The following is a 23756-nucleotide window of genomic DNA, read 5'->3' as shown; positions in this document are numbered from 1 at the left end:
TGGCATCAGGCCGGATCGGGCTGCGCCGCGCCGATCCCGTCGAACGCCCGGCGCACCGCGTCGACCGGGTCGGCCGCGATCACCGTCGCCGCCAGCGGATGCCCGGTCGCGTCGCGAACCTCCCAACCGCCCAGGGAGACAACCGGAATCCCACCGCGCCGCCGGGCGAGCGCGACCTCCGACAGCGTGCCCCACGAGCCGCCGATGACGATCACCGCGTCCGCCGACTCGACGAGGATCGCATTGCGCGCCTCACCCATATTCGTGAACAGCACCGCCGACAACCCGGCACACGCCACGCTGCGGTCGGTATCCGGACGTACGCCGATCACGAGCCCATCGGCCTCGGCGGCACCCGCGGCGACCGCGGCCATTACGCCGGTGCCGCCACCGCACAGCACGGTCGCCCCCGCTCGCGCCAAGAGCCCGCCGACCGCGCGCGCCCACTCCGCTTCCTGTTCCGTGCACTCCCTCGGCCCGCAGACCGCGACCTGCCGCACCGGCGCTCCTTTCTGTCCTCACCCCGCGGGCCGGGGTGACACGACCGGTTCCAGGCGCTCCCGCAACGCCATGGCATCGCGCGGCGCCTTCACCTTCGCGTCGTTGTCGAAATAGGTATAGACGTCGCCGGATCCGGCCCACGAACGGATCTTCTCCGCCCACATGTCCAAGCCCTCGTCGGTGTATCCGCTGACGTAGAGCTCGTCGTGCCCGTGCAACCGGATGTAGACAAAATCGGCGGTGACCTCTTCCAGCAGCGGATATTTGCCCGCCGCGTCGGCCACGACCAGTGCCACGTTGTGGCGGGTGAGCAATTCGGTGCAGGCCGGGGTCACGAAGCTCTCGTGCCGTATCTCGAGGGCGTGCCGCATCGGCCGGTCCGCGTCTGTGCTCGTGTACGCGGGATCGACGCGGTGGTCGTGCCGCCGCGCGATCTCGGCGGCCGGCTCGGTGCCGCGGGGGAGCCGGGACAAGAAGGCGTCCAGCACGTCCGCCTCGAATCGGAAGGTCGGCGGCAGTTGCCAGAGAATCGGGCCCAGCTTGGGCCCGAGCGCCAGCACGCCGGAGGCGAGGAAGTTGGCCAGCGGCTCGTCACCGTCGCGCAGCCGCTTCATATGCGTGATGAACCGGCTGCCCTTCACCGCGAACACGAAATCGTCCGGGGTCTGGTCCGCCCACTTTTGATAGCTGGACGGACGCTGCAGCGAATAGAACGAGCCGTTGATCTCGACGCTGTCGAGCCGCTCCGACAAATAGGCCAACTCCCGCTTGTGCGTCAGGCCCTGCGGATAGAAGGTCCCGCGCCAGGGCGGGTACACCCATCCCGAGGTGCCGATCCGGATCCGACCCATCTCTCCATGGTGGCAAATTCGCTACGCCGATGCGGTCCTCGCCGCGATCCGCCCCACCAGCCAGGCCGTCGTCAGCGCCGCCAGGAACGACAGCAGCGAGGCGCTCATCCACGCCTGCCCGGTGAAGTGCACGGCCTGCCGGACCCGAACCCAGAACTCGGTCCAGACCCCGGCGTCACCGGGGTTGACCAGTTGATACACCACGAATCCGGTCAGCCACGCGACGACCATTCCCCACCGCGCAGGCGCGTCGCTCGCGGTGTTCCACTCGCCGCCTGCGCGCAGGAAGAAGTCGGCGACCAGCACCCCCAGCAGCGGCACGAACACCGAGCCGATCAGCCCGAGGAACCCGAAGTAGTTCGCCATGTCCAACCAGAGGGCCGAAACCGTGATCAGGGCGCCGAGGCCGATCGAGAGCACCCGGCGGTCGACGCGCGGTGCGAGATTCTGGATCGACACGGCGGTGGAGTAGACGTTGGCGAAGGATTGGTCCGCCTCCCGCAGCACGAAGACGAAGAAGAACAGCGCGCCGAGGCTCACCTGCAGGAACGCCGCGTACGGTCCGCCCGAGCCGGTCGCGAGCGCCAGCGCGAAAAGGCCGAGGACGTAGGCGATGATCTGGGTGAGCGCGTACGCGCCGCCGGCCGCGCCGAATGCCGAGCGGCCGGTGCGGGCGTGCCGGGTGTAGTCGGCCGCGACCGGCACCCAGGAGATCGAGACGGCCAAGGCGGCATCGGTCGCGATCCAGAAGAGGTTCCAGTCGACGCCGAACGGCCCGCCACCGGCCGGTCCCGGGTTCGCGCGCAGATCGGGCAGACCGGCTCGGAAGAACTGCACATAGAACCAGACCAGGGCGATCACGACACCGGCGGTCACGAACCTGCGCAGCAGCCGGACCGACCCGAGCGGCCAGATCGTGAGAACCGTCGTCAGCACACCGGCGGCTACCACGTAGAGCCAATGCGGGCCGCCGCCGAACAGCTCTTCGGCCGCGTCGCCGATGACGATCAGCTCGAAGGTTCCCCAGCCGAGCAATTGAGCGATGTTGAGCACCGTGGGCAGGTAGCTGAGTCTCGCACCGAACAGCCCGCGCAGCAGGACCATCGCGGGTTGCCCGGTGCGCGCGCCGGTGAGTGCCGCCGCGCCGAGCATCAGTCCGCCCACCACCGTGCCGAGGACGGTCGCCAGAATGCCGGCCGCGATCGAGATCTGCGCGGCGCCCTCGGCGTTGGGCGCCAGCACCGTGTACGCGCCGGAGAACGCGAAGAGGCTGACGCCCAGGTTGGCCCAGAACGCGCTCTGGTCCCAGAACGAGAGCACCTTCGGTGCGGGCTGCTCGAGGGTCAGCGGGGCTTCCTGCCCCACGGTGGCGCGGGTCGACGACGACATGACGGAAACGCTCTCCCTACGCCGGCATTACCCGGACAGGTTCATGCGGTCGGCGAAGCGCGCGGTTCGCCCTCTCAGCCCGGCCGTGCCCGAGCTCCCGCGGTGAAGTGATCCGGCGAATAGTACACCCGCACCACTTCCCGTGACCGGGGCGAGAGCCTGCCGAGCGGCGTCTCAGCCCATGAGGAACGACGCGGCGAACCAGGCGAGCACCACCAGGACGGCGCCGATCAGCGCACCCGGGAACAAGGCCCGTCCCTGCCGGGCCGCCATACCCGACAGCAACGCTCCCACGGCGAATCCGACGATTCCGCCGCCGACCATGATCCAGACGCCGGCGCTGGTGTCGACCCGGCACTCCGGCTTGGAGTCGCAGATCCCGCCCGCCATCAGGAACCATGGCGCGAGGACCGCCGACATGGCGGCCAGCGTCGCGGGCAGCAACCACAACAGTGCGGTGAAGACCAGATCCGCGCTGCGGGGCGGTTCGACCGCGCGTGTCTCGGGCTCGCGCGTCGGATAGCCGGAGGGCGTCGTGCTTTGGGACACCTGGTTCAGGTAACCGTGCATCGTGTCTCGCTATCGCTTGTCGGTAGAGGCGACCGGGCCGATGGAAGTTATACACCAGCCCTCTGCACGCCGAAGTGCTTGTGTTCCCGTGCATGCGAGCGCACGGTGGCCTACCGTGCTCCCGCCGCACCTGCGATGCCGTTCCCACCGCCCGGAGTGGATATTCCAGCGCCGTCGAGGAATTCGGTGTGTGCCGCGCGCCGGACGTTCACTCGTCGGTGACCGTCACGGGATCGGCGGCGCTGGATCGCTCGCGCCGCGGTCTCGAATTCGGTTGCCGCGCGCCGGTAGTGGTCGCATCGCCGCAGGTCCTCCGCCTCTACCGATGTCCGCGACCTACCTACCCGGCCATCCTGTGTGTCGATCCGCTCGCGGTCGGGGCGACGCGTCGCATCGATGCACCGCACGGACCGAACGACAGCGGCGTCGCGACGGTGCGCGTCGAGCTCGCCCGCGCGCACTCACCGAAGACGCTTCTACTGTGGGAGTCACGCGTTGACCACACCCCGAGACCTCGACCAGACCGCGCACCGGCACGGCTCGCCCATCGGCGCCCCCGTCGAGCGGGTAGCGCTGTATTCGCCGGAGTTCGCGGCCGATCCGCATCGCGCCTATCGGGATATGCGCGCCCGCTATGGTTCGATGGCGCCGGTCGAACTGGCGCCGGGCGTGCCGGCGACCTTGGTGCTGAGCTATCACACCGCCGTGCGAATCATGCACGATCCGCAGCACTTTCCCGCCGACCCGCGCACCTGGCAGGCGAACGTCCCCGCCGATTGCCCGGTGCTGCCGGTGCTGGAGTGGCGGCCCAACGCCATGCGCAGCACGGGCCAGGAACACGCACGCTACCGCCAGGCCAACACCGCCGCCATCAACGCCGTCGACCTGCACGTCCTGCATGCCACGGTGGAGCGGATCGCGGTTCCGCTGATCAACTCCTTCTGCCAGGAGGGCAGCGCGGATCTGGTCTCGCAGTACGCCTTTCCGCTCGCCTTCGCGGCGATCAACGCCATGCTCGGCTGCCCGCCGGAGATCGGGCAGGAGGTCGCCGCCGCGACCGCCGCCGTGTTCGACGGCGTGGACGCCGAGGAGGGCAATCGGATGCTCGGCAGCGCGCTGCTGCGGCTGCTCGAACTCAAGCGTGCCCAGCCGGGCGAGGACATCACCACCCGCCTGCTGCGGCATCCGGCCGGCCTGGACGACGCGGAGATGATCCACCAGCTCGTCGTGCTCTACGGCGCGGGCATCGAACCGCTGCAGAACCTGATCATCAACACCCTGCTGCTGATCCTGACCGACGATCGGTTCGGCGGCGAAGTCCTCGGTGGGAGCCTGTCCACCCGCGACGCGCTGGACGAGGTGTTGTTCACCGACCCGCCGATGGCCAACTTCTCGGTCACCTATCCGCGTCAGCCGATCCTCATCGAGCACGTGTGGTTGCCCGCCCACCAGCCGGTCGTCATCAGCTTCGCGGCCTGCAACAACGATCCGGCGATCAGTGGAAACAACCACAGCGGCAACCGGTCACATCTGGCCTGGGGCGCCGGACCGCACGCCTGCCCGGCCCGCAGCCCGGCATATCTGATCGCTCAGGACGCGGTCGACCAGTTGCTGGACGCGTTGCCGGAGTTGCGGCCTGCCGTGCCGATGCGCGAATTGAGCTGGCGGCCGGGGCCTTTTCACCGAGCCCTGGCCGAACTCCCGGTGGTGTTCCCCGAAACGCCGCCCTGGCAGCCCTGAACTCCGGGCGGGGATCGATCAAGACGGTACTTTCGCGGCGAACCGAGCCAGGTTGGCCGGGCGCGCGAAGGTGTCGGCGAAGGCGTCGGCCAGTGTCGCGTCGTGCTGGGCGGCCAGCATCATCTCCTGCATCGCGGGGGGCGGATCGAGCACCGTCGCCGTCCACCGCGCGGCCGGGTGCGCGACGGCCGTGAGCCAGGGTGCGGCCGCCCACTCCATCCAGGCACTGTCGTAGGGACCGTCCGGATCGTGCAGGATCGCTTCGCCGTAGCGGATCGCGCAGTGCACGGCGTTGTTGGCGCCTTGTGCGCCGCCCGGGTCCATGCGGCAGAGGACGTCGCCGCCGCCCATTACCGGCCTACCCGACGGCAGCATGCCCACAGGCCTGCGCATGGCGGGAGACACCGCGCCCACCAGCGTCGCCCCGGCATCGGTCGGTTCGGCGTGCCGGTACCGGTCGGCGATCTCGGCGGGCAAGTGCGCCTCGAGCAGCCCTCTGGCCTGCGACCAGTGTTGCGTGGGTGTGCCGTGCTGGTCGAACACGTCCAGCGCGCCGCCCGGCCGCGCCTCGAAAAGAAGCATCTCGCAGCGGCGTTCCTGCCCCGGCCGACCGGTCAGGCCGGGATAGGAGATCACTTCACCGTGTTCGGGAAGCGCGGTGTAGGAGCCCAGTCGTTCCGGGTCCGGCTCGACACCGTCGAGGTACAGCACGGCGAGCCGCCGCAGGGGCGCGGCGGGCACCGGCCACGCCGGATCGGGCTCGAAGCATGCGGCGAGCTCGCGCCCGGCGCGGGTCACCACGGTCAACGCGTAGCCGGCGGCGATGCGATCGATTTCCGGCACCGACGGCGTGGCGACGCGCAGGTCACCGCCCTCGGCCAGGTACTCGGCGAGCCAGCGCGCGAACACCGTCCGCTGATCCACGCTCTGCGCGGGGCGGGTCAATCGCCCGGTCCAGGTGAGCACCGCCGCACGATCGACGACCATGGTGAACCGGATGCCCTCGATGTTCGGCGCGGTCGAGCGCCAGAAACCGAGGCCGAGGTCGGCTTCCAGATCGAGCGTCGCCGGGAACTTGACCTGGGTGCTGGTCACCGTGCCCGCGAGGACCGCCTCGGCGTCGCGATCGGTCACCAGCGTGACGGGACGGCCGCCGCGCAACAGGCGGTGGGCGAGGGGCAATCCGCATTCGCCCGCGCCGAGTACCAGTATCTGTCCCACCGTGGTGTCCTTTCGGTCGTGAGATCGACTGCCGCGATAGCGAAATCGTCGGCGCATAGGTGGGTTCGGCGCATCGGTAGAGACCCGCGGATCTCCGGATCGTGATCCGACTACGCTGCCCTGTTGTGTCGGTAGGACGTGCGTCGGGCCCGGGGCTGCCGCCCGCGGCCGCCAGCGATTTCGTAGGGCGCGAACGGGAGCTGGAGAAGATCGGGATGACGCTGCTGGGGGCTAGCCGCCTGGTCACGCTGATCGGCGCGGGCGGTATCGGCAAGACCCGGCTGGCGGCCGAAGCCGTGCACCGGTTCCACAAGGCCCGGCGCGTGCCCGTGCACTGGGTGCGTCTGGCATTGCTGTCCCGGGACGCCGACGCGGCGGCGGTCGAGGAACTCCTCGCTCGCTCCCTGATCGACGCCGACTTCTCCGGGAGGTCGGCGTGGGAGGCGGTGCTCGACACTTTGCGCCGCCGCGACGCGGTCGGGCGCACCCTGCAGACGATCCTGGTGATGGACAACTGTGAGCACGTGCTGGACGGTGCGGGCCGGGTGATCGCCGATCTGCTCGACGCCGCGCCCGGGCTCACCGTGCTGGCCACCAGCCGTGAGGCGATCGGATGGGTCGACGAGCAGCTGGTGCCGGTGCCCGCGCTGTCCGGACAGCAAGCGCTGACCCTGTTCCGGGCCCGCGCGGGCCTGACCGGGCACACCATCGGCGAGGCCGAGGCCGAGGTGGCCGCGGCGATCTGCCGGCACGTGCACAACCATCCGCTCTACATCCGGCTGGCCGCCGCGCGGCTGGTGCGCCAGCCGCTGCCGATGATCCTGCGCGACCTCAGCGGCGAGGCGAGCGACCGGCGGCTGCGCTGGTCGCCCGGACCCCGGGTCGGGGCCGACACGCGGCACCAGGGCATTCGCGACGTCATCGCCTGGTCCTACGACTTGTGCCGGGACAAGGAGCGGCTGCTGTTCGACCGCCTGTCGGTGTTCGCGGCCGGGTACGACGCCGACCATGAGAGCGCGGACGCGCCGGCGCTGGACGTCGGCGCCGAGCTGGAGGCGATCGAGGCGGTCTGCGCCGACGACGACCCCAGCGGCCCGGACGGTCTGGCCCGCGCCGAGATCGAAGGCCTGCTGGAGCGGCTGGCGGACCAATCGCTGGTGTCGGTCCACCTGACCGCGACCACGGTGCGCTACTCGCTGCTGGAGAGTTTCCGTGTGTTCGCCCAGCAGCGCCTGGACGAAAGCGACGGCGAACGCGCCCGGCTGGAGCGCAGGCACCGTCGCTACTATCGCGACAAAGTCGTCGCGGCTCGAACCGGATGGTTCGGCCCGGCCGAGCAGGAGCTGCTGGATTGGGCGCGGGCGGCGTGGGACAACCTGCTGTGCGCCATGGCGGGCAGCCTCGCCACGCCCGAGGAGGCCGCGGTCGGGTTGGAGATCGCGGTCGGGCTGATCGCGCTGCGCAGCCCGTTCTTCACCGGCTCGCTGCGCGAACCGCGCCGGTGGGCCGAGCGCACGCTGGCCGCCAGCCGGGACCTCGGCACACAGCCGGTGCCACTGCAGGTCACGGCGATGTCGCTGATCGCCTGGATCAGCCTGTGCCAGGGCATGCACCGCGACGCCGAGCGGATGCTCGACGAGTGCGTCGCGCTGTGCGTCCCGGACGCCGCGGCCCGGTCGAGGTGGCGTGAGCAGCCCGACGGCGACGTCGATCTGCCCGCTCCGGTCGAATTCGCCAGGGGCGCCGAACTCATGCTGGTGCACCGCGACGTGCGCGCGATCGCGGTCCTGGCCCGCGCCAGGGCTGGATTCGCCGTGGAGGGACAACACGGCCCCGCCGCGATGGCCGAGCTGTTCGAGGCGCTGGCCGGCGCGTTCCTCGGCACGCCGGAACAGGCGCTGGAGATCGCCCGGCGGCATCTGGACCACGCGGAGCGCTCCGGGGCGCGGTGGGCGACATCATGGGCGAGTCTGGTCTGGGCGATCGCGCTGACCAAACACGGCGACCCGAGCGAAGCGGCGGCCGTGGTGCGGACGTCGCTGACGACTCAGCTCGCGATGCGGGATCAGTGGGGGGTGGTGTGGGCCGTCCACATCCGCGCCTGGACGCTGGCGCGCCTGATCCGCGACGCGGACGGCGAGCGCTCCGATGCCGTGACGGGTTGGGCGCGCGACATCGCGCGGCTCACCGGCGGCGGCGCTACGCTGCGGGATCGGCTCGGCGTGGACATCGCCAATCTCGGCCCGTTCGCCACCGAGACCGACATCGCCGCCGACGCCGCCCGAGCGGTGCTGGGGGAGACCGCCTTCGCGGAGGCGGAGCGCGAGGGCGCGCTGCTGCGCCCGGAACTGGGCGAGGTGGCGCAGCTGGCGCTGGGGAACCTGTCGCTGGACCGACTGCCCCTCGAGCATCCGGTGCGGCGCAGCCGCCCCTCGCGGTGGCCGGATCTGTCGGCGGCCGAACAGGACGTGGCCGTGCTGGCGGCGGCGGGCTGGACCAACACCGCCATCGCCGCCCGGCGCGGCAGCTCGTTCAAGACGGTCGACGCCCAGATGGCGGCGATCCTGCAGAAACTGATGATCGGCTCGCGCGAGGACATCCGCCGCCTCGTGCCCGCCGACCGGCAGGCCGAGGTGACCGAGGAGGCGGCGCGTAAACCGCAGCGCGCCCGGCGCCCGTGAGCTGCCGAATCGAGCTGAGACGCTGGGCCGCGGTGGCCGGTATGCGTCCGCCTCGGCGCCGCCGATCGCCGGGCCACCAGGGACCGCAAGATCGCGCCGCGGTGGCTGGTTCGTCCGCCTCGGCCACCGGAGCCAGGGATGGCGTCTCGGCCCTGACGCCACCCCTTCCGGACTCGCCGCCGCGCCCGGTGGTTACTCGTCCCGTTTGCGCGCGGTGATCTGAATGCCGGGCTCACCCGCGATGCGGCGCACCGTCGCGTCGGTGACCGGGAGATCGGCGACGAGTTCGCGGCCGTCCTCCAGGTCGAGGCCGTAGCCGGCGATGTAGGTGCGAAAGAACGGCAGGCAGGCCCGCGCCATCGGCTGCGGCAGCTTCCAGCGGTCGACGAAGGAGCGGGCATCCTCGAAGGTGCAACCGCGGTCGGCCTCGATGACCAGCAGCAGGCCACCGGGCCGCAGCACCCGGAGCATCTCCGCGAGCCCCTTGCGCTGATTCGGCCAGTGCTTGATCGACCCGGAGCTGATCACCGCGTCGTAGGCGGCGTCAGGGAACGGCAGATCCATCGCCGACCCCTCCCGGAACTGGATGCGGCTGCCCAGGGCCGCACCGCGTTTGCGAGCCCGGCGCACCTGTTGCGGCGAGAGATCGATGCCGGTCAGCCGCAGCGTCGTCCCTGCGGTGGCCAGCCCGACAGCGAGTTGCCCACCGCCGCAACCGACGTCGAGCACCTGCGCGCCGTCGTCGAGCTGGGCGACGATGTCGTCGAACAGGGTCGGGGTCATCTCCCGGACGGCGTCGGAGATGAAGTTGTCGTAGAACCACGAGTCGATCGGGTTGTAGCGCTTGGTCTTGTCCAGCAGGACGGTCATGGCGTGCTCCTAAACGCGGGTGGCGAACTTGATCTTGCGGCGGAAAGTGTTCGGCTGTTGCTGGGCGATGATCGTTTCCTGGACGCGCTCACGGCTGCTGCGCACGATCTCCATCGCCTCTTTCACCGCGACGTCGATGTCCATCACGGTGGGGATGTCGAGCATCGAGACGATCGATTCCAGGCGCTGTTGCGGGGTGCCGCGCACCGTAACCACCGGCTGCCCGAGTTCGCTGATCGCGTGCAGCAGTTGCCGATCGGAGATGGCGCGGTAGCGCTCGTCGACCGGACGGTGACCGTCGGGGTCCATCGGCACCTCCACCGGGAGGTGGAAGAAGATGTCGTAGTTCTGCCGGGCCCGCTGCCGGGCCATGTCGCCGTAGGCGTTGAGGTAGCGGCGATAGAAGGGCCGGCCGGGCAGGGTGATGGTGTTCTTGACGGCCTTGTGCCACCGGGTCGACCCGGGGTTGGGGCCGGTGACCAGCCGCGTGGTGCCGTAGATCCACTCGTTGAGCACCGAGCCGTCGGCGATGAATCCGCCTTGCGCGTCGAGGATCGCCTCGGCCTGGATGCGTAACTCCAGCCTGCGGAAACCGAGCGCCATCAGCTCGGTGGTGCTCAGGTCCTGGAATCGCATGCCAGGGTAGAGCTCGGTGACCACCTCGCGGGCGGAGGAGGCGTCCACCCGGGGGATACCGGTCAGCAGCGACAGTGCCGTGGAAGTCGTGGTCTTTCCGGTCGAGTAGGTCCCGGAGATGACGATGCGTCGATAGTTGGTTCCCGACATGGGAATGCCTTTCTGAGCGTTCGGGGAGGCGCGGGCTAGGCGGGCAGTCGGTGAGCGAGGTCGTACCGGATCTCGCATCCCGCGAAGTCCGATGCCCAGCTGGAGATGCGCCAGTCGCCGCCGCCGAAGGCGAGGACCATCGAGCGCACCATGTGCGTGGTCGCGGTGCCGGCGGTGACCAGCGCAGGGGGAGCGGACGCGTGGGCGGTCATCCGGCGCATCCACAGCGTCTCGCTGTCCTTACGGGCGATGTTGTCCAGCTCGTAGAGCACGACCTGGGACAGCTGGGCCAGGATCACCGTCGCGTCGACCAGCGTGACGGAGGGCTGGTAGGCGTCGGCCACTCCGTGCCAGGAGCCCGCCGGATCCGGTTCGGTGAGCGCGAAATCGGCGCGGGCCCGGCTGTTGCCGTCGGAGACGACGACATTGCGCAGATACTGCCCGCGGTCATAGACCCCGCCGTGGAAATATCCTCGCCCGGTCTCGTGCACGATGCGTCGTTCGGCTCGCCACGGTGGCGGCGTCACCGGCAGCGCCACGGTGGCCTCCAGGCTCATCGCGCCGCCCAGCGCTCCGGTGATGCTGATCGTCTTGCCCTCCACCGCGACGACCGTGGCGCTGATCGAGAACTCCGCCAGTGACTCCGTCGCGATGGTTCCGCTGCTGAACTGGACGAAAGGCACCCAGCTGGTACGGATTTCGCTGTCGGTCAGCCCGTAGCACTCGCGCAGGATCACCTCGAGCAGCCGGTAGCCGAGGATCGAGCAGTCGATGCTGCTCACGTGCGGGACCAGCACCCGGGTGCTCTTGCGCGACCAGTCCAGCGGATAGTGCACCCCGGCCGTCGCCGTCAGCCGCGGACGGTCCTGCGCGTCGCGGTCGAGGGTGATGTCGAAGATGCGGTGGGTGATCCGCTTGTATCCCTCGCCGAAGAACCGCCCGTCCCGGTGGCCCAGAACGGCGTCGATATCGGCGTAGGCGATCAGCTCGGTGGACATGTCGGTTCCTTTCATGCCGCGGCCTGCGCGTCGCCGGGCTCGGCGAACTGGCTGACCACCTTGGCGCCGATGCCGCGCAGCGACAGGCCCCTGCTGAGTTCGAGGGCGGAGATCTTCACGTCGAGTTCCTTCTCGGTGCGGGCGCCGAACTCCATCGCCATGAGCGAGTCCATGCCGAGGTCGGTGACCGGCTCGTCGATGTTGACGGCGTCGGTGTCCACGCCGAGCACCACCGCGAGCTGATCGGCGAGGCGCTGGGCGACGAAGTCGGCTCGCTGTTCGGTGGGCAGCGTGAGGATTTCGGCGCGCAGCGTGCCGCCGGCTTCGCCGCCGACCCCGATGTCGGCGAGCAATTCGCGAAAACGCCGGGTGTCGGTGGACGGGCGCGCCACCCGCGACCACACCGTCCAGTCGATATCGGCCACCGCGACCTGAGCGGTGTCCAGGGCCAGGCATTCCCGCAGCAGGGCGGTCGCGCGGTCCATGTCGATGGGCAGGAAGCCGATCGACTTCACGTAGTCCACCAGCGCCTCGGTCTTGTCGGCCATGCCGCCGCCGCTCATGAAGCCCCAGTTCACCGCGAGCGCCGCCGCACCTCGGGCGCGCCGCTCGGCGGCGAGCGCGTCCAGCGCGGCGTTGGCGGCGGCATACCCGACCTGCGGTGTGATGCAGCCCAGCGCGCTGATCGAGGAGTACAGCACGAACATGTCCAGCTCGATGCCCGCCGCGTCGACGGCACGGTCCAGATGCTGCGCTCCACGAACTTTGGCGAACAGCTCGTCCAGCGACTCCGGTGTGATCTGCGGGATGGGCAGATTGTTCACCACGCCCGCCGCGTGGAAGATCCCGCGCAGCGGCGCGACGGACCGGATGCGGCCGACGAGGGCGGCCGTCGCGGCGTAGTCGGCGATGTCCACCCGTTCCTCGACCACCGTCACGCCCGCCGCCGTGAACGCCGCGACCTGCGCCTGGGCCTGCGGGGTGGACGCGCCGCTGCGTCCGACCAGGACCAGCGTGCGCGCGCCCTCGGCGACCAGCCAGCGGGCGGTGGCCAGGCCGAAGCCGCCGAAGCCGCCGGTCACCAGATAGCAGCCGTCCGGGTCGATGCGCGGGTGGGTGCGTTTCGGGCGCACCATCGGCTGGTGTTCGCGCAGGTCGAGCACGACCCGGCCGATCTGGTCGGATCGTGCGACCGATTCGAACGCCGCGGCCAGCTCGGACACCGGGTAGGCCGAGTACGGCAGATACCGGTAGGTGCCCGCGCGCAACGCCACTTGGCTCGCCCGCATCGGCGTGCGCAGCAGTTCCGGATCGTGGGCCAGCGCCCGGTCCATGTCGACGGAGAAGAACGTGAGGTTGCGGTCGAAGGGCCCCAGGTCGATGACCCCGCCGGTGTAGATGTCGGCCTTGCCGATGTCGACGACGCGGCCGAACTCCGCGGCGACCCGGAAGTTCTGCCGCAGGATCTCACCGGGAGCCGAACTGTAGACGACGTCGACGCCGCGTCCGCCGGTCAGCTCGGCGATCTCGTCGACGAAATCGGCCGAGCGCGAATTCAGCACGTACCGCGCGCCGAGCCCGCGCACCTCCGCACGCCGCTCGGGCGTGCCCGCCGTGGCGATCACCGTGGCACCGATGTCCAGCGCGACCTGCACCGCGGCCATGCCCATGCCGCCCGCCGCGCCGTGCACGAGCACGGTCTCCTCCGGCCGCAGCCGCGCCAGCGTACGCAGCCCGAATTCCGCGGTGAGGAAGGGCAGACCGGACCCGCAGGTGAGCGGATCGTAGACCTCCCCGGGCAGCAGCCGGTGCGGCAGCGTCGCGCCCGCGTCCGCGGGCATGGTCACGTACTTGCGCAGGATGTCGCGGGCGCACACCATCATCCGGTCGCCGACCGCGACGTCGGTGACGCCGGGCCCGACCCGCACGACCACACCGGAGCCCTCCATGCCGACCGTCGTGCCGAAATAGGTGCCCGCGAGCTCCTTTTCGGTGAGCACGCCGATGACCTTCATCGCGTCCTTGTAGTTGAGCCCGGCCGTCTCCATCCGGACCTCGACCTCGCCCGGGCCGGGCGCCACCCGATCGGCCTCGCGCAGCGCCAGATCCGACAGCAACCGAGACTTCGGAATCTCCACCACGAAGGAGGCGTCCGGGTCCGGCAGCGGCGTGGCCCGGTTGCGCTCGTCGAGATGCGCGGCGAAGTTCCGGTCCAGGCGGACCGCCCAGTGGTCGGCGCCGCGCACGCCGACCTCGTCGAGCACGTCGTCGGCGAAGACGAGGGCGGTGAGCGACGCCGCATCCCGAGCGCCGGCGTCGACCAGCCGCCAGCGGGCGGTGGGCTGTTCGTTGAGCAGGGCGCGCCGCGCACCCACCAGCGCGCCGTGCGACACCTGCGCGGCGGTGTCGGCGGGCGTGCACAGTGCGTTCTCGGTGACGACGACGCCGTGGACCCGGACCTGCGGTGCGTCGGCGAGCAGGTGCTCGATGGCGTTCGCCACGCGCGCGAGCCAATAGACGTTGCGCGCCCCATCGAATGCCGCACCGAAAACGCCGACCACCCTGATCTGTTCGGCGAGCGGGGCGCCCTCGGGTGAGCGCAGCGCCAGCCGCAGCCGCTCGTCGTTGCCGCCGTCTTCGGGATCGTCGAACACGACGGTGACACCGGTCCGGTCGCCCAGCAGCGCCGCCGCGCGGTCGGCCGCGTCGGCGCCGACAGCGACGGCGACCACCACTTCGTCCTCGGCGGGACGCTGGCCCGCAGGCGCCTCGACGATCTCCCAGACGGGCTGGTAGAAAACGCGTTCGAGTTGATGGGTGACATCGACCGCCGTGCTGACCGGGCGGAACTCGACACCGAGCAGCCGCATGGCGACCTCGCCGTGCTCCCCGACGATCGCGATATCGGCGCGCAGCGGGTCCACGCCGCGCCGGGTCACGACCACCCGCGGACGCTCCGGCAGCGGGCCCAGCCGGCGCACCCCGGCGATGGCGGCGGGCACGATGGCCCCGTCGCTGTCGGAATCCGCTGCCAGCGCGGCGACGCATTGCAGCGCGGCGTCGACCAGTGCCGGGTGGGCCAGATGCCGGATAGGGGCGGCATCCTCGACCGGTGCGAGCGAGGCGACCACCGCGTCCGCACCGACGACGGCGGAGACGATGCGCTGGAACGCGGGCCCATAGTCCAGTCCGCGTGTTGCCAGGCCTCGATAGAGATCCGCGCCCGCGACGGCGGCGGCGTGCTCCGGGGCGTCGAGATCGAGCACGGCGGCGGTGAAGTCGGCTTCGATGAGCCTGCCGTGCGCGTTGAGCGTCCATGTGGTGGCGGTGGCCGAGCGCGAGTGGATCCGGAAGCGTTTGGTCGACTCCTCGACGCTCACCCGCAGCACCGGGACGTCGTGCTCGTCGATCACCAGCGGCGCGACGAATTCCACCGACTCGAGGCCGACGCTCGTGCGTCCGGTGCGCTCGACGGCGGCGCTGAGCGCGGCGTCGAGGTAGGCGGCGCCGGGCAGCACGACGTGTCCGGCCACGACATGGTCGCGCAGCCAGGGCAGCCGTGAAACCGACAGCTGCACTTCCCATTCCGAACTCGCCGCCGTCGTGGGGTCGCCCAGCAGCGCGTAGCCCTCCGGCGTGCCGAGGCGATCGAGCAGGGTGACCGGCTCGTCGTGCCAGACCCGTTTGCGCTGCCAGGGGTATGCGGGCAGATCCAGGTGCCCGACGATCGAGTCCGGACGGCCCGGCACGGACGAACCGTCCAGCGAGCCGGCGACATACAGGTCCGCGACGGCGCGCAGCACGTTGTTGTGGTCGCGCAGATCCCGGGAGAGCGTGGTGACCGCGGCGCCGATCACTCCGCGGTGGATGAGCGTCTCGCGGATGTTGCCGCTGAGCACCGGGTGTGGCCCCACCTCGACAAAGACCCGGTGCCCCGCGTCGACCAGTGCGCCGATGGCATCGGCGAACCGGACCGGCTCCCGCACGTTGCGGCACCAGTAGTCCGCGTCCCAGTCGGCGCCGGCGATCTCGGCCGCGGTCACGGTGGAATACGTGGTGAGTTTCGCGTCCCGCGGCGCGAGCTGGGCCAGTGCGCCACGCAGGTCATCGAGGATCGGGTCCATCAGATGGCTGTGGTACGGCACCTCGACCCGCAGGCTGCGCGCGAACGTGCCGGTGGCCGACAGGGTGTCGCGCAGCAGTTCGAGGTCCGCGCCGTCGCCGGCCAGGGTGACCGCGCCGGGGCTGTTCACCGCGGCGATCGAGATGCTGTCGGTGCGGGCGAGCAATTCGCGGGCCTGATCCTCGGACATGCCCAGGGCCAGCATGCCGCCGGTGCCCGCGGTGGTCGCCTGCAGCCGGGCGCGGTGGTAGCTGACGGTCAGCGCGTCGCGCAGCGACAGCGCGCCGGAGACGTACGCGGCGGTGACCTCACCGACGCTGTGCCCGACCACCACGGCGGGATACACGCCGTACTCGGCGAGCTCGGCGGTCAGTGCGGCCTGCAGCACGAAGTTGGCCGGCTGCGCGAGCGCGGTGCGCGCGATCCGGGAGTCTGCCTCGTCGGCGAGCATCTCCGCCAGGATCGACCAGCCCGCGATGGAGACGAACTCGCGGTCGATCTCCCTGGCGACCTTGGCGAATGTGCTGTCGGTGGTGAGCAACTCGCGGCCCATGCCCCACCACTGCGGGCCCATTCCGCTGAAGACGAAGACCGGCTCCACCGCACCGTCTCCGATGATCCGGGACGGGGCACGTCCCTCGCCCGCGGCGAAGGCCCGCAGCTGGGTGCGCAGATCGTCGGCGTCGTCGTAGGCGAAACCGGCCCGCAGGGGGTGGTGGGCGCGCCTGGTCCAGGCGGCCGCGGTCACCGCCTCGGCGGAATGCCGGTCCAGCGCTTGCGCGAGTTCGCCGGCGAGCGTCCGGACCGCGGCCTCGTGGCGCCCGGAGATCGGCAGCACCCGCGGCACCGGGCGTTCGTCGTCGGCCCGCGGGGCGCGCGGTGGCGCTTCGACGAGGATGGCGTGGGCGTTGGTGCCCCCGTAGCCGAAGCCGTTGACCGCGACCACGCCCTTGCCCGGCGCCGCGGACAGCGGCTCGGGCCGCAGCGGGACCCGTAGTCGTAGCTCGTCGAACGCGATCTCCGGATTGGGTGTGGTCAAGTCGAATTGGGGTGCGACCGTGCGATGGTGCAGGGTGAGCGCGGCCTTGATCAGGCTCGCGACCCCGGCCGCGGCCTCGGTGTGCCCGAAATTGTTCTTCACCGAACCGACCGGCACCGGTTCGCCGCGGCCGTCCACCGCGCCGTACACCGCGCCCAGCGCCGACATCTCGATCGGATCGCCGACCGCCGTACCGGTGCCGTGCGCCTCGAGGTAGCTCACCTCGTGCGCGGCGACACCGGCGTCGTCGCGTACCTGACGGGCGAGCTGTTCCTGCGCGACGGGATTCGGCACCGGGATGGCCATGGTGCGGCCGTCCTGGTTCACGCCCGTCGCGCGGATGACGGCGTAGACGCGGTCGTTGTCGCGCTGCGCCACGTCCAGTGGCTTGAGCAGCACCGCCCCGGCGCCTTCGGCCCGGCCGTACCCGTCGGCGGCGGCGTCGAAGGTTTTGCAGCGCCCGTCGAAGGACAGGAACCGGCCTTTGCACATCGAGATGAACGTCTCCGGCTGCAGCATCGCGTTCGCTCCGCCGGCGAGCGCGATCTCGCATTCGCCGTTGGCGATGGCCTGCACCGCGAGATGCGTGGCAACCAGCGAGGACGAGCATGCGGTATCGACGGTGAGGCTGGGTCCGTGCAGGTCCAGCAGATACGAGATGCGGTTGGACAGCAACGTGTGCGAGGCACTCATCGCGGTGTGGTTGGTGATCGCCGAGCGCACCAGCGGACCGCTGCGTCCGAGCACGTTGTCCAGGATGAACCCGCCGACGTAGACGCCGACGCGGTGGCCGGAGACCCGGCCCGCCATGCCGGCGTCGTCGAGCGCCTCCCACGTCACCTCCAGCAGCAGCCGCTGCTGGGGGTCGAGGATGGCGGCCTCCTTCTGGGCGATGCCGAAGAAGTCGGCATCGAAATCCCACAGCGGCTGGGTGAGGAAGCCGCCGCGCCGGGTGTACATACGCCCCGGCGCGTCCGGATCCGGGTCGTAGTACTTCTCGATACTCCAACGGTCCGGCGGGATATCGACGATCCCGTCGCCTTTATCGAGCAGGAAATTCCAGTAACTCTTCGGGTCGAATACACCGCCTGGAAAACGGCAGCCGATACCCACTATTGCAATGTCGACCATTGTTTCTCCTGGCCTGAAATGCGGGACCATGCTGAGCCCCCCGACCGCAGCAGCACAAATATCTGACGAGCTTCTTCGCTCGAATGGCAATGCTATTGCGCTGCCACCGAGCCGTCAATTGTCTTGCGTCAGAGTCTTTTCAATTTCCGCAAAGTCGCCACCAGTGGCGCGTTCGAGAACATCCCGCGCGCTAGGCGCGGATGAATTGCGCTGAGATTCATGAGGACGGCGTAGCGCAAACCGTGGTCGCGCCAGTCCTCGACCTGCTCGACGATCTCGTCCGGTGTTCCGGTCAAACAGAATTCCCGCACCAGCGCTGCCGGGACCTTCTCGATGTAGTCCAGCACGGTGCGCTCGTCCAGCGTCTGCGGCAGGTAGTCCTGCAGGCCGGTGAAGTCCTCGCCCAGCGGGTGGGTCGCACCGTGCCTGGTCCACATCTCTCCCGGCGCGCACAGGGTCAGCGCTCGCGCGCCCACACTGTCCACGAGAGCGTCCACCTCGGCGGGCCGCGCCGCGGTCAGCACGCTGAACACGGCGGCGGGCGCGACCGCCATGGGGTCCCGGCCCGCGTCCGAGGCCGCGGCGCGTACCCGCTCGAGCCGGTCGCGGTACTCGTGCGGGCGCTGGGCGAAGCCCGGGAACCACACGTCGGCGTATCGTCCGGCGGCCCGCAGCATGCGCGGCCCGCCCGCGGCCACCCAGATCTCCGGGCGGGTGCCCCGATAGGGCGGCACGTCGAAGACCGCGTTGCGCAGCGGGAAGTGCGGTGAGTCCCTGGTCACGAGGCTGCCGTGGGAATCCCACAGCGCCCTGATGGTCGCGAGCGCCTCCTCGAACCGTGCGACCGGGGCGGTCCAGTCCACGCCGTAGGGCTCATTGTTGTCCCGGATGCCGGTGCCGATGCCGAGAATGGCCCGGCCCCTGCTCAACTGGTGCAGGGTGGCCGCGGCCTGCGCGGTCACCGCCGGATTGCGGCGGCCCGCGTCGGTGACGCCGACCCCGAGCCGCAGCCGGGCCAAGCGGTTCTGCGCGGCCAGATAGCCCAGCGCGGTCCACGGTTCGTAGATGCCGTCGGCGTGCGGCGCGAGCCGGGTGATGCCGACGTGGCGAGGTGTCCAGATCGAGGCGGGCAGGATCGAGGGCAGATGGTCGGTCACCCAGAGCGAGTCCGCTCCGCCCGCCATCGCCACCGAGCGGCTGCCGCGAAATTGCAGATCCGGCGCGAACCGGGTGTAGACACCGGAATCCATCACGCCTGTGCGGAATTTCGCCATGTTGTTCCTATCGCGCTATTCGGGTACGGGTTCGAGAGCGGCGCTGGTCTCGGGAATTTCGATACGTTCGTGCAGGCGGGCGAGCCGGCGCGGCGCCCACCAATTGGCCGAGCCGAGCAGCCGCATCAACGCGGGCGCGAGCACGCCGCGGATCAACGTGGCGTCGGTGAGCACAGCCAGGGTCAGGCCGAGGCCGAACAGCTGGATGAACGACACGTGTGAGGTCACCATGCCCGCGAAGGCGATCGCCATCAGGCAGGCGGCCGCGGTGAAGATGCGTGCGGTGCGGGCGACGCCGGTGGCCACGGCCCGGGTGTTGTCGCCGGAGGCGAGCCACTCCTCGCGGATGCGGGACAACAGGAACACCTCGTAATCCATCGAGACGCCGAAGGCGATGCAGAACATGAGGATCGGCATGGTCGGCACGAGGTAGCCGGTCGGGGTGAAGCCGAGCAGACCGGACAGGTGCCCCTCCTGGAAGACCCAGACCATGGCGCCGAAGGTCGCCGCCAGCGAAAGCGTGTTGAGCAGCAGCGCTTTGACCGGAAGCAGCACGCTGCCGGTGAAGAAGAACAGCACCACCAGGGTCGACAGCGCGATCACGACAAGGGCCAGAGGAATTTTGGCCGCGAGTGCGTCGAGTGCGTCGACGCTCTCCGCCGCCGCGCCGCCGAGCAGTGCCCGGCCGGGCGCGGGGACCGCGCGCACCTGGTCGAGCTGGTCGATCGCGGCAGCGGAGTACGGGTCGAGCCGGGTGCCGAGGCGCAGATACGTGCCCGCGTCGTTGCGCATGCCCGATGGCGCGGCGGCGACTCGCAGGCCGACGATGTAGACGCCCGCGGAGGACAGCACCGACGTGACACCGTCGATTCGCGACAAGCGCTCGGCGTAGGCGGCTACTTCGGCGTCGTCGCCTTGGTATCCGGGCAGGGCCACGAGAACACCGGCCATGGCGTTCTCCCGGAAGTCGGTGCGCAACGCGTCGCCGACCTCGTGGCTGGACGCCCCGCTGATGACCCGGTCGTCGGCGGCTCCGAAGCGGATGGACAGGAACGGCGAACCCAGCACCAGCAGCAGCGCGATCACCGCCAGCGCGGCCGCAACCGGGCGGCGCATGACCAGCCGCACCGTCCGGTACCACCGCGTCTCGGTGACCTCGACCGGCCGCGGCGGCGGCAGGCGGAACCGGCGGCGCAGGGGGATGCGCAGGTCGAGCGCGTCCACCCGGGGGCCGAGCAGTGCCAGCGCCGCAGGCACCAGCAGCAGCGTGGTGAACACCGCCGCCCCGAGTACGGCCAGTCCCGCATAGGCCAGCGAACGGAGGAAATACAGCGGGAAGACCAGCAGCGTCGACAGCGACAGCGCGATGACCACACCGGAGAACAGGACGGTGCGCCCCGCGGTCCGCGCCGTACGCAAGACCGCGGCGGCAGTGTCGCTGCCCCCGGCGAGTTCTTCCCGAAACCTGCTGACCATGAACAGGCTCGAATCGATCGCGACCGCGAAACCCAGTGCGCTCATCATGTTCAGCGCGAAGATCGACACGTCGCCCACCTCGGTGAGCAGCCGCAGGATCGGCAGCGTCGCGAAGATGTTGAACACGCCGACGGCCAACGGGATCAGCGCGGCCGTCACACTGCCGAAGACCAGGATCAACGCCAGCCCCGTCAACGGCACCGCGATCGCCTCGGTGATCAGCAGGTCGGTGACGATTCGATGGCTCATTTCGGCGAAGGCCACCGCCTGGCCGCCCGCCCGCACGGTGACGCCGGCGACCTCGCCGCTCACCTGTTCGGCGATCGCCCCCGCTCGCTTGGGCGCGTCGGTGTCGTCCCCGGTGACGTGCGCCAGGACCAGACCGGAGCGGCCGTCGTTGCCGCGCAGGGCCTGCCGCAGATCCGGCGGAAGCTCCCAGTAGGACTGGACCGCGTCGATCTCGCCCCGTCCGCGCAGGTTCGCGGTCAGACGTTCGCCCGCCGCTCGCGCCGCGGGACTGTCGAGTCCGTCCGGCGCCGTGACCAGCAGCACGAGGTTCGGCGCCGCGCCGGGGAAGTCGCGGTTGAGCAACGCGGCGACCTCGGCGGATTCGGTGTCGGAGGGGATGTAGCCGCCGGACTTCAGATGGGCGGGCGCCGACCAGCCCAGCGCGACACAGACGAACCCGACGAGCAGCGCACCGTAGAGGATCGATCGTGGGCGCCGGACTGCCAGGCGTGCGAGACCAACGAGCATGATGAGTGACCTTTTCTCGAACTCCGGCCGTGCGAATGCGACGGTGGCTCGGTGCTATTCGGCGGAACCGGAATCGATGTAGCCCGCCAGTGCGCGCCACTCCTTGGCGTTGCGGCTGGCGAGTTCGGCGACGGCTGGAATGCAATGTGGCGGCACCGCGGCGACCAACGCGGTCCACACCTCGCGCTGCATCGAGTGGGTGTGCAGCCACCGCAGCAGGTCACGGCCCTGCTGACTGTGCCGCATGGCGGGATCGCGGGTGAGCTGCTGCAGCAGCAGCGCACTGCCCTCGGGCTGAGCGGTGGGACCGTCGCATTCGGGTGATCCCGTCTCGCGCAGCCGCTTGCGGATCGCGTGCGCGGTACTGATGGACACCTCGGCGGCGGCGGCCAGCGCGCGCAACGGCATGTCCGGCGAGGCCGCCAGGAGTTCGGCGACGCGGCGTCGGCGTTGCGCGCGATCCATCGGCCTGCGCCTGCCGTCGGCGCCGACACGCACGTTCGACTGCGGAACTTCCGCACTCGAACGTTTACGAAGCGTGGCCACCGTGCGCGCGGACAACCCCGCGGTGGTCGCGATGGCGCGGTCGGACAATTGGGGCATCGTCTCGATGATCCGCTCGGCCGCCGCTTTGCGGTCCGAGAGCGTCAACGGAAGCCCGTGCGTCGTATTCAGTTCGACACCGCGCAGAAAGGCCTCGGCCTGCGTCCCGTCGAAGAACACGACCGCGATCCGCTCGTGACCGAGCCATTGTGCGGCGCGCAACCGATGCATTCCGTCGATGACTCGCATCGTGCTGCGGTGCACCAGTATCGGCGGCAAATCGTTTTCGCTTTCGGCCAGCCGCGCGATATGCCGGCGGTCCTCGCCGTTCGACCGCGGCGAATCCGCGGGCAGTAGTTCGTCGATCGATACGAAATAGTGCGCGTTCGACGCCAGCGGCACCACGTCGCCGCTCACCAATTTACACTCAGCGGACAATTCGAACCCCCAGGGACGCCCGGAATCAGATCGGTCCTCGATGACCCGATGGCCCACCCGGAACCCGGCTAGGCTACGACCGACCGATCGGTCACAGCGTAGGTGCGGCCGGTGCCCGGCACTAGGCTTTCCAGAAAGAGTGGGGAGAATTCGAAAGCATGACAGTCATTGCCGACCCCGGTCGCACGGCGCTGCTCATCGCGGGCACCGTGGTGGCGGAACGCGAGGGGCTGCACCGGCTTTCGATCAACGCGGTGGTCGAGGAAGCCGGGATGGCCAAGGGCACCTTCTACCACCACTTCGTCAATCGCCGCAGCTACGTCATCGCGCTGCACCGCCGCTTCTTCGACGCGCTGTCGCAGTCGGTGGCCGCGGCGCTGGACGGAATCCCACCGGGCATCGAACGAATCGGCCCCAGTCTCGACGCGTTCCTGGACGCTTGCCTCGACGCCCGCGGCACCGAGGCGTTCATGGTCCAGGCGCGCACCGATCCGGACCTGCGCGAGGAGATCCGCCACCGCCACGAGCTGTTCATCGACGTGGGGCGGCCGGATATGGTCGCCGCCGGGTGGCCCGATCCCGATGCCGCCTCCCGGCTGAAGGTCGCCCTGGTCGGCGAGATCTGCCTGGCGGAGTTGACCTCCCGCCGTCCCCGCCCGGATCTGCGCGTGGCCGCCGTGCGCATGCTGACCGCCAACCTCACCGGGCCGGTTGCCGGAGAGTCGCCCGAGGGCGAGCACGGGGAGACCTAGGCGACGCGGGGTTACTGGAAAGCTCTCCGCCCGAGTACCTTTCGTGGCACGCCGCGGGCCGCAGCCCTTGCTCGCCGACATGATGCTGTGAGCGCGGAGGCGTGGCGCCGACGCTCGATCGGGCCACATCGGCCGGCATGCGAAGTGCGCCAAGGTCTTCGCGGATCGTTGTCCGTGGCAGGAGGAGCGGAAACGGGCACGGGCGTGTGGCGGGGCGGGCCGGTACTCTGGATCGAGAGGGGCCGCATTCGACATTAAGTTAGTGTGAATTTCCAGGATCTCACCCGCGATGTACTCGGTGTTGTGTACCGTTTGTTATCGCAGGTTCGCACCGCTCGGCGGCGTGGGCCGGGGTCGTGGATGCGGCCCGGCAAGAAGGACTCCGTTGTCCCGTGCGGTTCATCCGTCCCGAGACGCGGACGACGTCGAGGATTGGGTGTGGCCGAATGCGTGTATCTGCTCCGATAACGGTCTCGGCTTTGGTTGTTGCTGGTGTGGTGGTGAGTGGTTCCGGGGTGCAGTCGCCGGTGGGTGCGGGTGCGCCGCAGGCGCCGGAGGTGTTGGCGGCGGCCTCTTCGGGCGGTAGCGCCGGTGATGCGGGCGCCGAGAGCGCTGCT

At 70.1% G+C, this 23756-nt stretch carries 15 protein-coding genes and 1 riboswitch; of the genes, 3 read left to right on the top strand and 12 right to left on the bottom strand.

The window, feature by feature from the left end:
• Positions 1-5 precede the first annotated feature (5 nt).
• The 4 genes from ON19_RS15975 to ON19_RS15960 form a co-directional block, all read right to left on the bottom strand.
• A complete protein-coding gene (locus ON19_RS15975) occupies positions 6-500 on the bottom strand; it encodes an SLOG cluster 4 domain-containing protein (RefSeq protein ID WP_043692495.1) in 495 nt (164 codons plus the stop codon).
• Between the two features lie 18 nt (positions 501-518).
• Complete coding sequence (locus ON19_RS15970) at positions 519-1352, bottom strand: DUF72 domain-containing protein (RefSeq protein ID WP_043692492.1); 834 nt, start codon at positions 1350-1352, stop codon at positions 519-521.
• 21 nt (positions 1353-1373) lie between these two features.
• On the bottom strand, positions 1374-2741 hold the full coding sequence (locus ON19_RS15965) for a purine-cytosine permease family protein (RefSeq protein WP_043692489.1): 1368 nt from the start codon (positions 2739-2741) through the stop codon (positions 1374-1376).
• Positions 2737-2852, bottom strand: a riboswitch (TPP riboswitch). (Overlaps the previous gene by 5 nt.)
• A 63-nt stretch (positions 2853-2915) precedes the next feature.
• On the bottom strand, positions 2916-3311 hold the full coding sequence (locus ON19_RS15960) for a hypothetical protein (protein ID WP_043692486.1): 396 nt from the start codon (positions 3309-3311) through the stop codon (positions 2916-2918).
• 495 nt (positions 3312-3806) lie between these two features.
• Here ON19_RS15960 and ON19_RS15950 point away from each other — a divergent pair, with 495 nt between their 5' ends.
• A complete protein-coding gene (locus ON19_RS15950; protein ID WP_043692480.1) occupies positions 3807-5051 on the top strand; it encodes a cytochrome P450 family protein in 1245 nt (414 codons plus the stop codon).
• 18 nt (positions 5052-5069) lie between these two features.
• Here ON19_RS15950 and ON19_RS15945 read toward each other — a convergent pair whose 3' ends face one another.
• Positions 5070-6272 carry a styrene monooxygenase/indole monooxygenase family protein gene (locus ON19_RS15945; RefSeq protein WP_051168944.1) on the bottom strand — a complete coding sequence of 401 codons (1203 nt, stop codon included), beginning with the start codon at positions 6270-6272 and terminating at the stop codon, positions 5070-5072.
• Between the two features lie 125 nt (positions 6273-6397).
• Here ON19_RS15945 and ON19_RS15940 point away from each other — a divergent pair, with 125 nt between their 5' ends.
• Positions 6398-8953: a LuxR C-terminal-related transcriptional regulator gene (locus ON19_RS15940; RefSeq protein ID WP_043692476.1), complete on the top strand. Its 2556-nt coding sequence runs from the start codon at positions 6398-6400 to the stop codon at positions 8951-8953.
• Positions 8954-9145: 192 nt separating this feature from the next.
• On the opposite strand, the gene ON19_RS38975 is transcribed toward ON19_RS15940, so the two are convergent.
• The 7 genes from ON19_RS38975 to ON19_RS15905 form a co-directional block, all read right to left on the bottom strand.
• Positions 9146-9823 carry a class I SAM-dependent methyltransferase gene (locus ON19_RS38975; RefSeq protein ID WP_051168943.1) on the bottom strand — a complete coding sequence of 226 codons (678 nt, stop codon included), beginning with the start codon at positions 9821-9823 and terminating at the stop codon, positions 9146-9148.
• Positions 9824-9832: 9 nt separating this feature from the next.
• Positions 9833-10609, bottom strand: a complete 777-nt coding sequence (locus tag ON19_RS15930; RefSeq protein WP_043692474.1) for an ATP/GTP-binding protein — start codon at positions 10607-10609, stop codon at positions 9833-9835.
• Between the two features lie 35 nt (positions 10610-10644).
• Positions 10645-11607: an AvrD family protein gene (locus ON19_RS15925; protein WP_157229728.1), complete on the bottom strand. Its 963-nt coding sequence runs from the start codon at positions 11605-11607 to the stop codon at positions 10645-10647.
• A gap of 11 nt (positions 11608-11618) precedes the next feature.
• A complete protein-coding gene (locus ON19_RS15920) occupies positions 11619-17900 on the bottom strand; it encodes a type I polyketide synthase (RefSeq protein WP_043692467.1) in 6282 nt (2093 codons plus the stop codon).
• 128 nt (positions 17901-18028) lie between these two features.
• On the bottom strand, positions 18029-19174 hold the full coding sequence (locus tag ON19_RS15915) for an LLM class flavin-dependent oxidoreductase (RefSeq protein ID WP_043692464.1): 1146 nt from the start codon (positions 19172-19174) through the stop codon (positions 18029-18031).
• 15 nt (positions 19175-19189) lie between these two features.
• Positions 19190-21406 carry an MMPL family transporter gene (locus tag ON19_RS15910; RefSeq protein ID WP_043692462.1) on the bottom strand — a complete coding sequence of 739 codons (2217 nt, stop codon included), beginning with the start codon at positions 21404-21406 and terminating at the stop codon, positions 19190-19192.
• Between the two features lie 54 nt (positions 21407-21460).
• Entirely contained in the window at positions 21461-22366 is a 906-nt protein-coding gene (locus ON19_RS15905; protein ID WP_051168942.1) for a ParB/RepB/Spo0J family partition protein, read from the bottom strand.
• A gap of 179 nt (positions 22367-22545) precedes the next feature.
• Between ON19_RS15905 and ON19_RS15900 the strand changes: the two genes are divergently transcribed.
• Positions 22546-23139 (top strand): TetR/AcrR family transcriptional regulator, encoded by a 594-nt coding sequence (locus tag ON19_RS15900; protein ID WP_043692458.1) that lies wholly within the window; start codon positions 22546-22548, stop codon positions 23137-23139.
• The last annotated feature ends 617 nt before the right edge of the window (positions 23140-23756 follow it).

Source organism: Nocardia abscessus NBRC 100374, from assembly GCF_000308455.1.
Lineage (GTDB): Bacteria > Actinomycetota > Actinomycetes > Mycobacteriales > Mycobacteriaceae > Nocardia > Nocardia abscessus.
The sequence above is the reverse complement of the archived record's forward strand: the minus strand, read 5'-3'. Positions and strand labels throughout refer to the sequence as shown.

Coding starts and splice junctions, on each gene's coding strand:
- ON19_RS15970 (WP_043692492.1), bottom strand. CDS start 1,352: ATGGGTCGGATCCGGATCGGCACCTCGGGATGGGTGTACCCGCCCTGG.
- ON19_RS15965 (WP_043692489.1), bottom strand. CDS start 2,741: ATGTCGTCGTCGACCCGCGCCACCGTGGGGCAGGAAGCCCCGCTGACC.
- ON19_RS15960 (WP_043692486.1), bottom strand. CDS start 3,311: ATGCACGGTTACCTGAACCAGGTGTCCCAAAGCACGACGCCCTCCGGC.
- ON19_RS38975 (WP_051168943.1), bottom strand. CDS start 9,823: ATGACCGTCCTGCTGGACAAGACCAAGCGCTACAACCCGATCGACTCG.
- ON19_RS15930 (WP_043692474.1), bottom strand. CDS start 10,609: ATGTCGGGAACCAACTATCGACGCATCGTCATCTCCGGGACCTACTCG.
- ON19_RS15925 (WP_157229728.1), bottom strand. CDS start 11,607: ATGTCCACCGAGCTGATCGCCTACGCCGATATCGACGCCGTTCTGGGC.
- ON19_RS15920 (WP_043692467.1), bottom strand. CDS start 17,900: ATGGTCGACATTGCAATAGTGGGTATCGGCTGCCGTTTTCCAGGCGGT.
- ON19_RS15915 (WP_043692464.1), bottom strand. CDS start 19,174: ATGGCGAAATTCCGCACAGGCGTGATGGATTCCGGTGTCTACACCCGG.
- ON19_RS15910 (WP_043692462.1), bottom strand. CDS start 21,406: ATGCTCGTTGGTCTCGCACGCCTGGCAGTCCGGCGCCCACGATCGATC.
- ON19_RS15900 (WP_043692458.1), top strand. CDS start 22,546: ATGACAGTCATTGCCGACCCCGGTCGCACGGCGCTGCTCATCGCGGGC.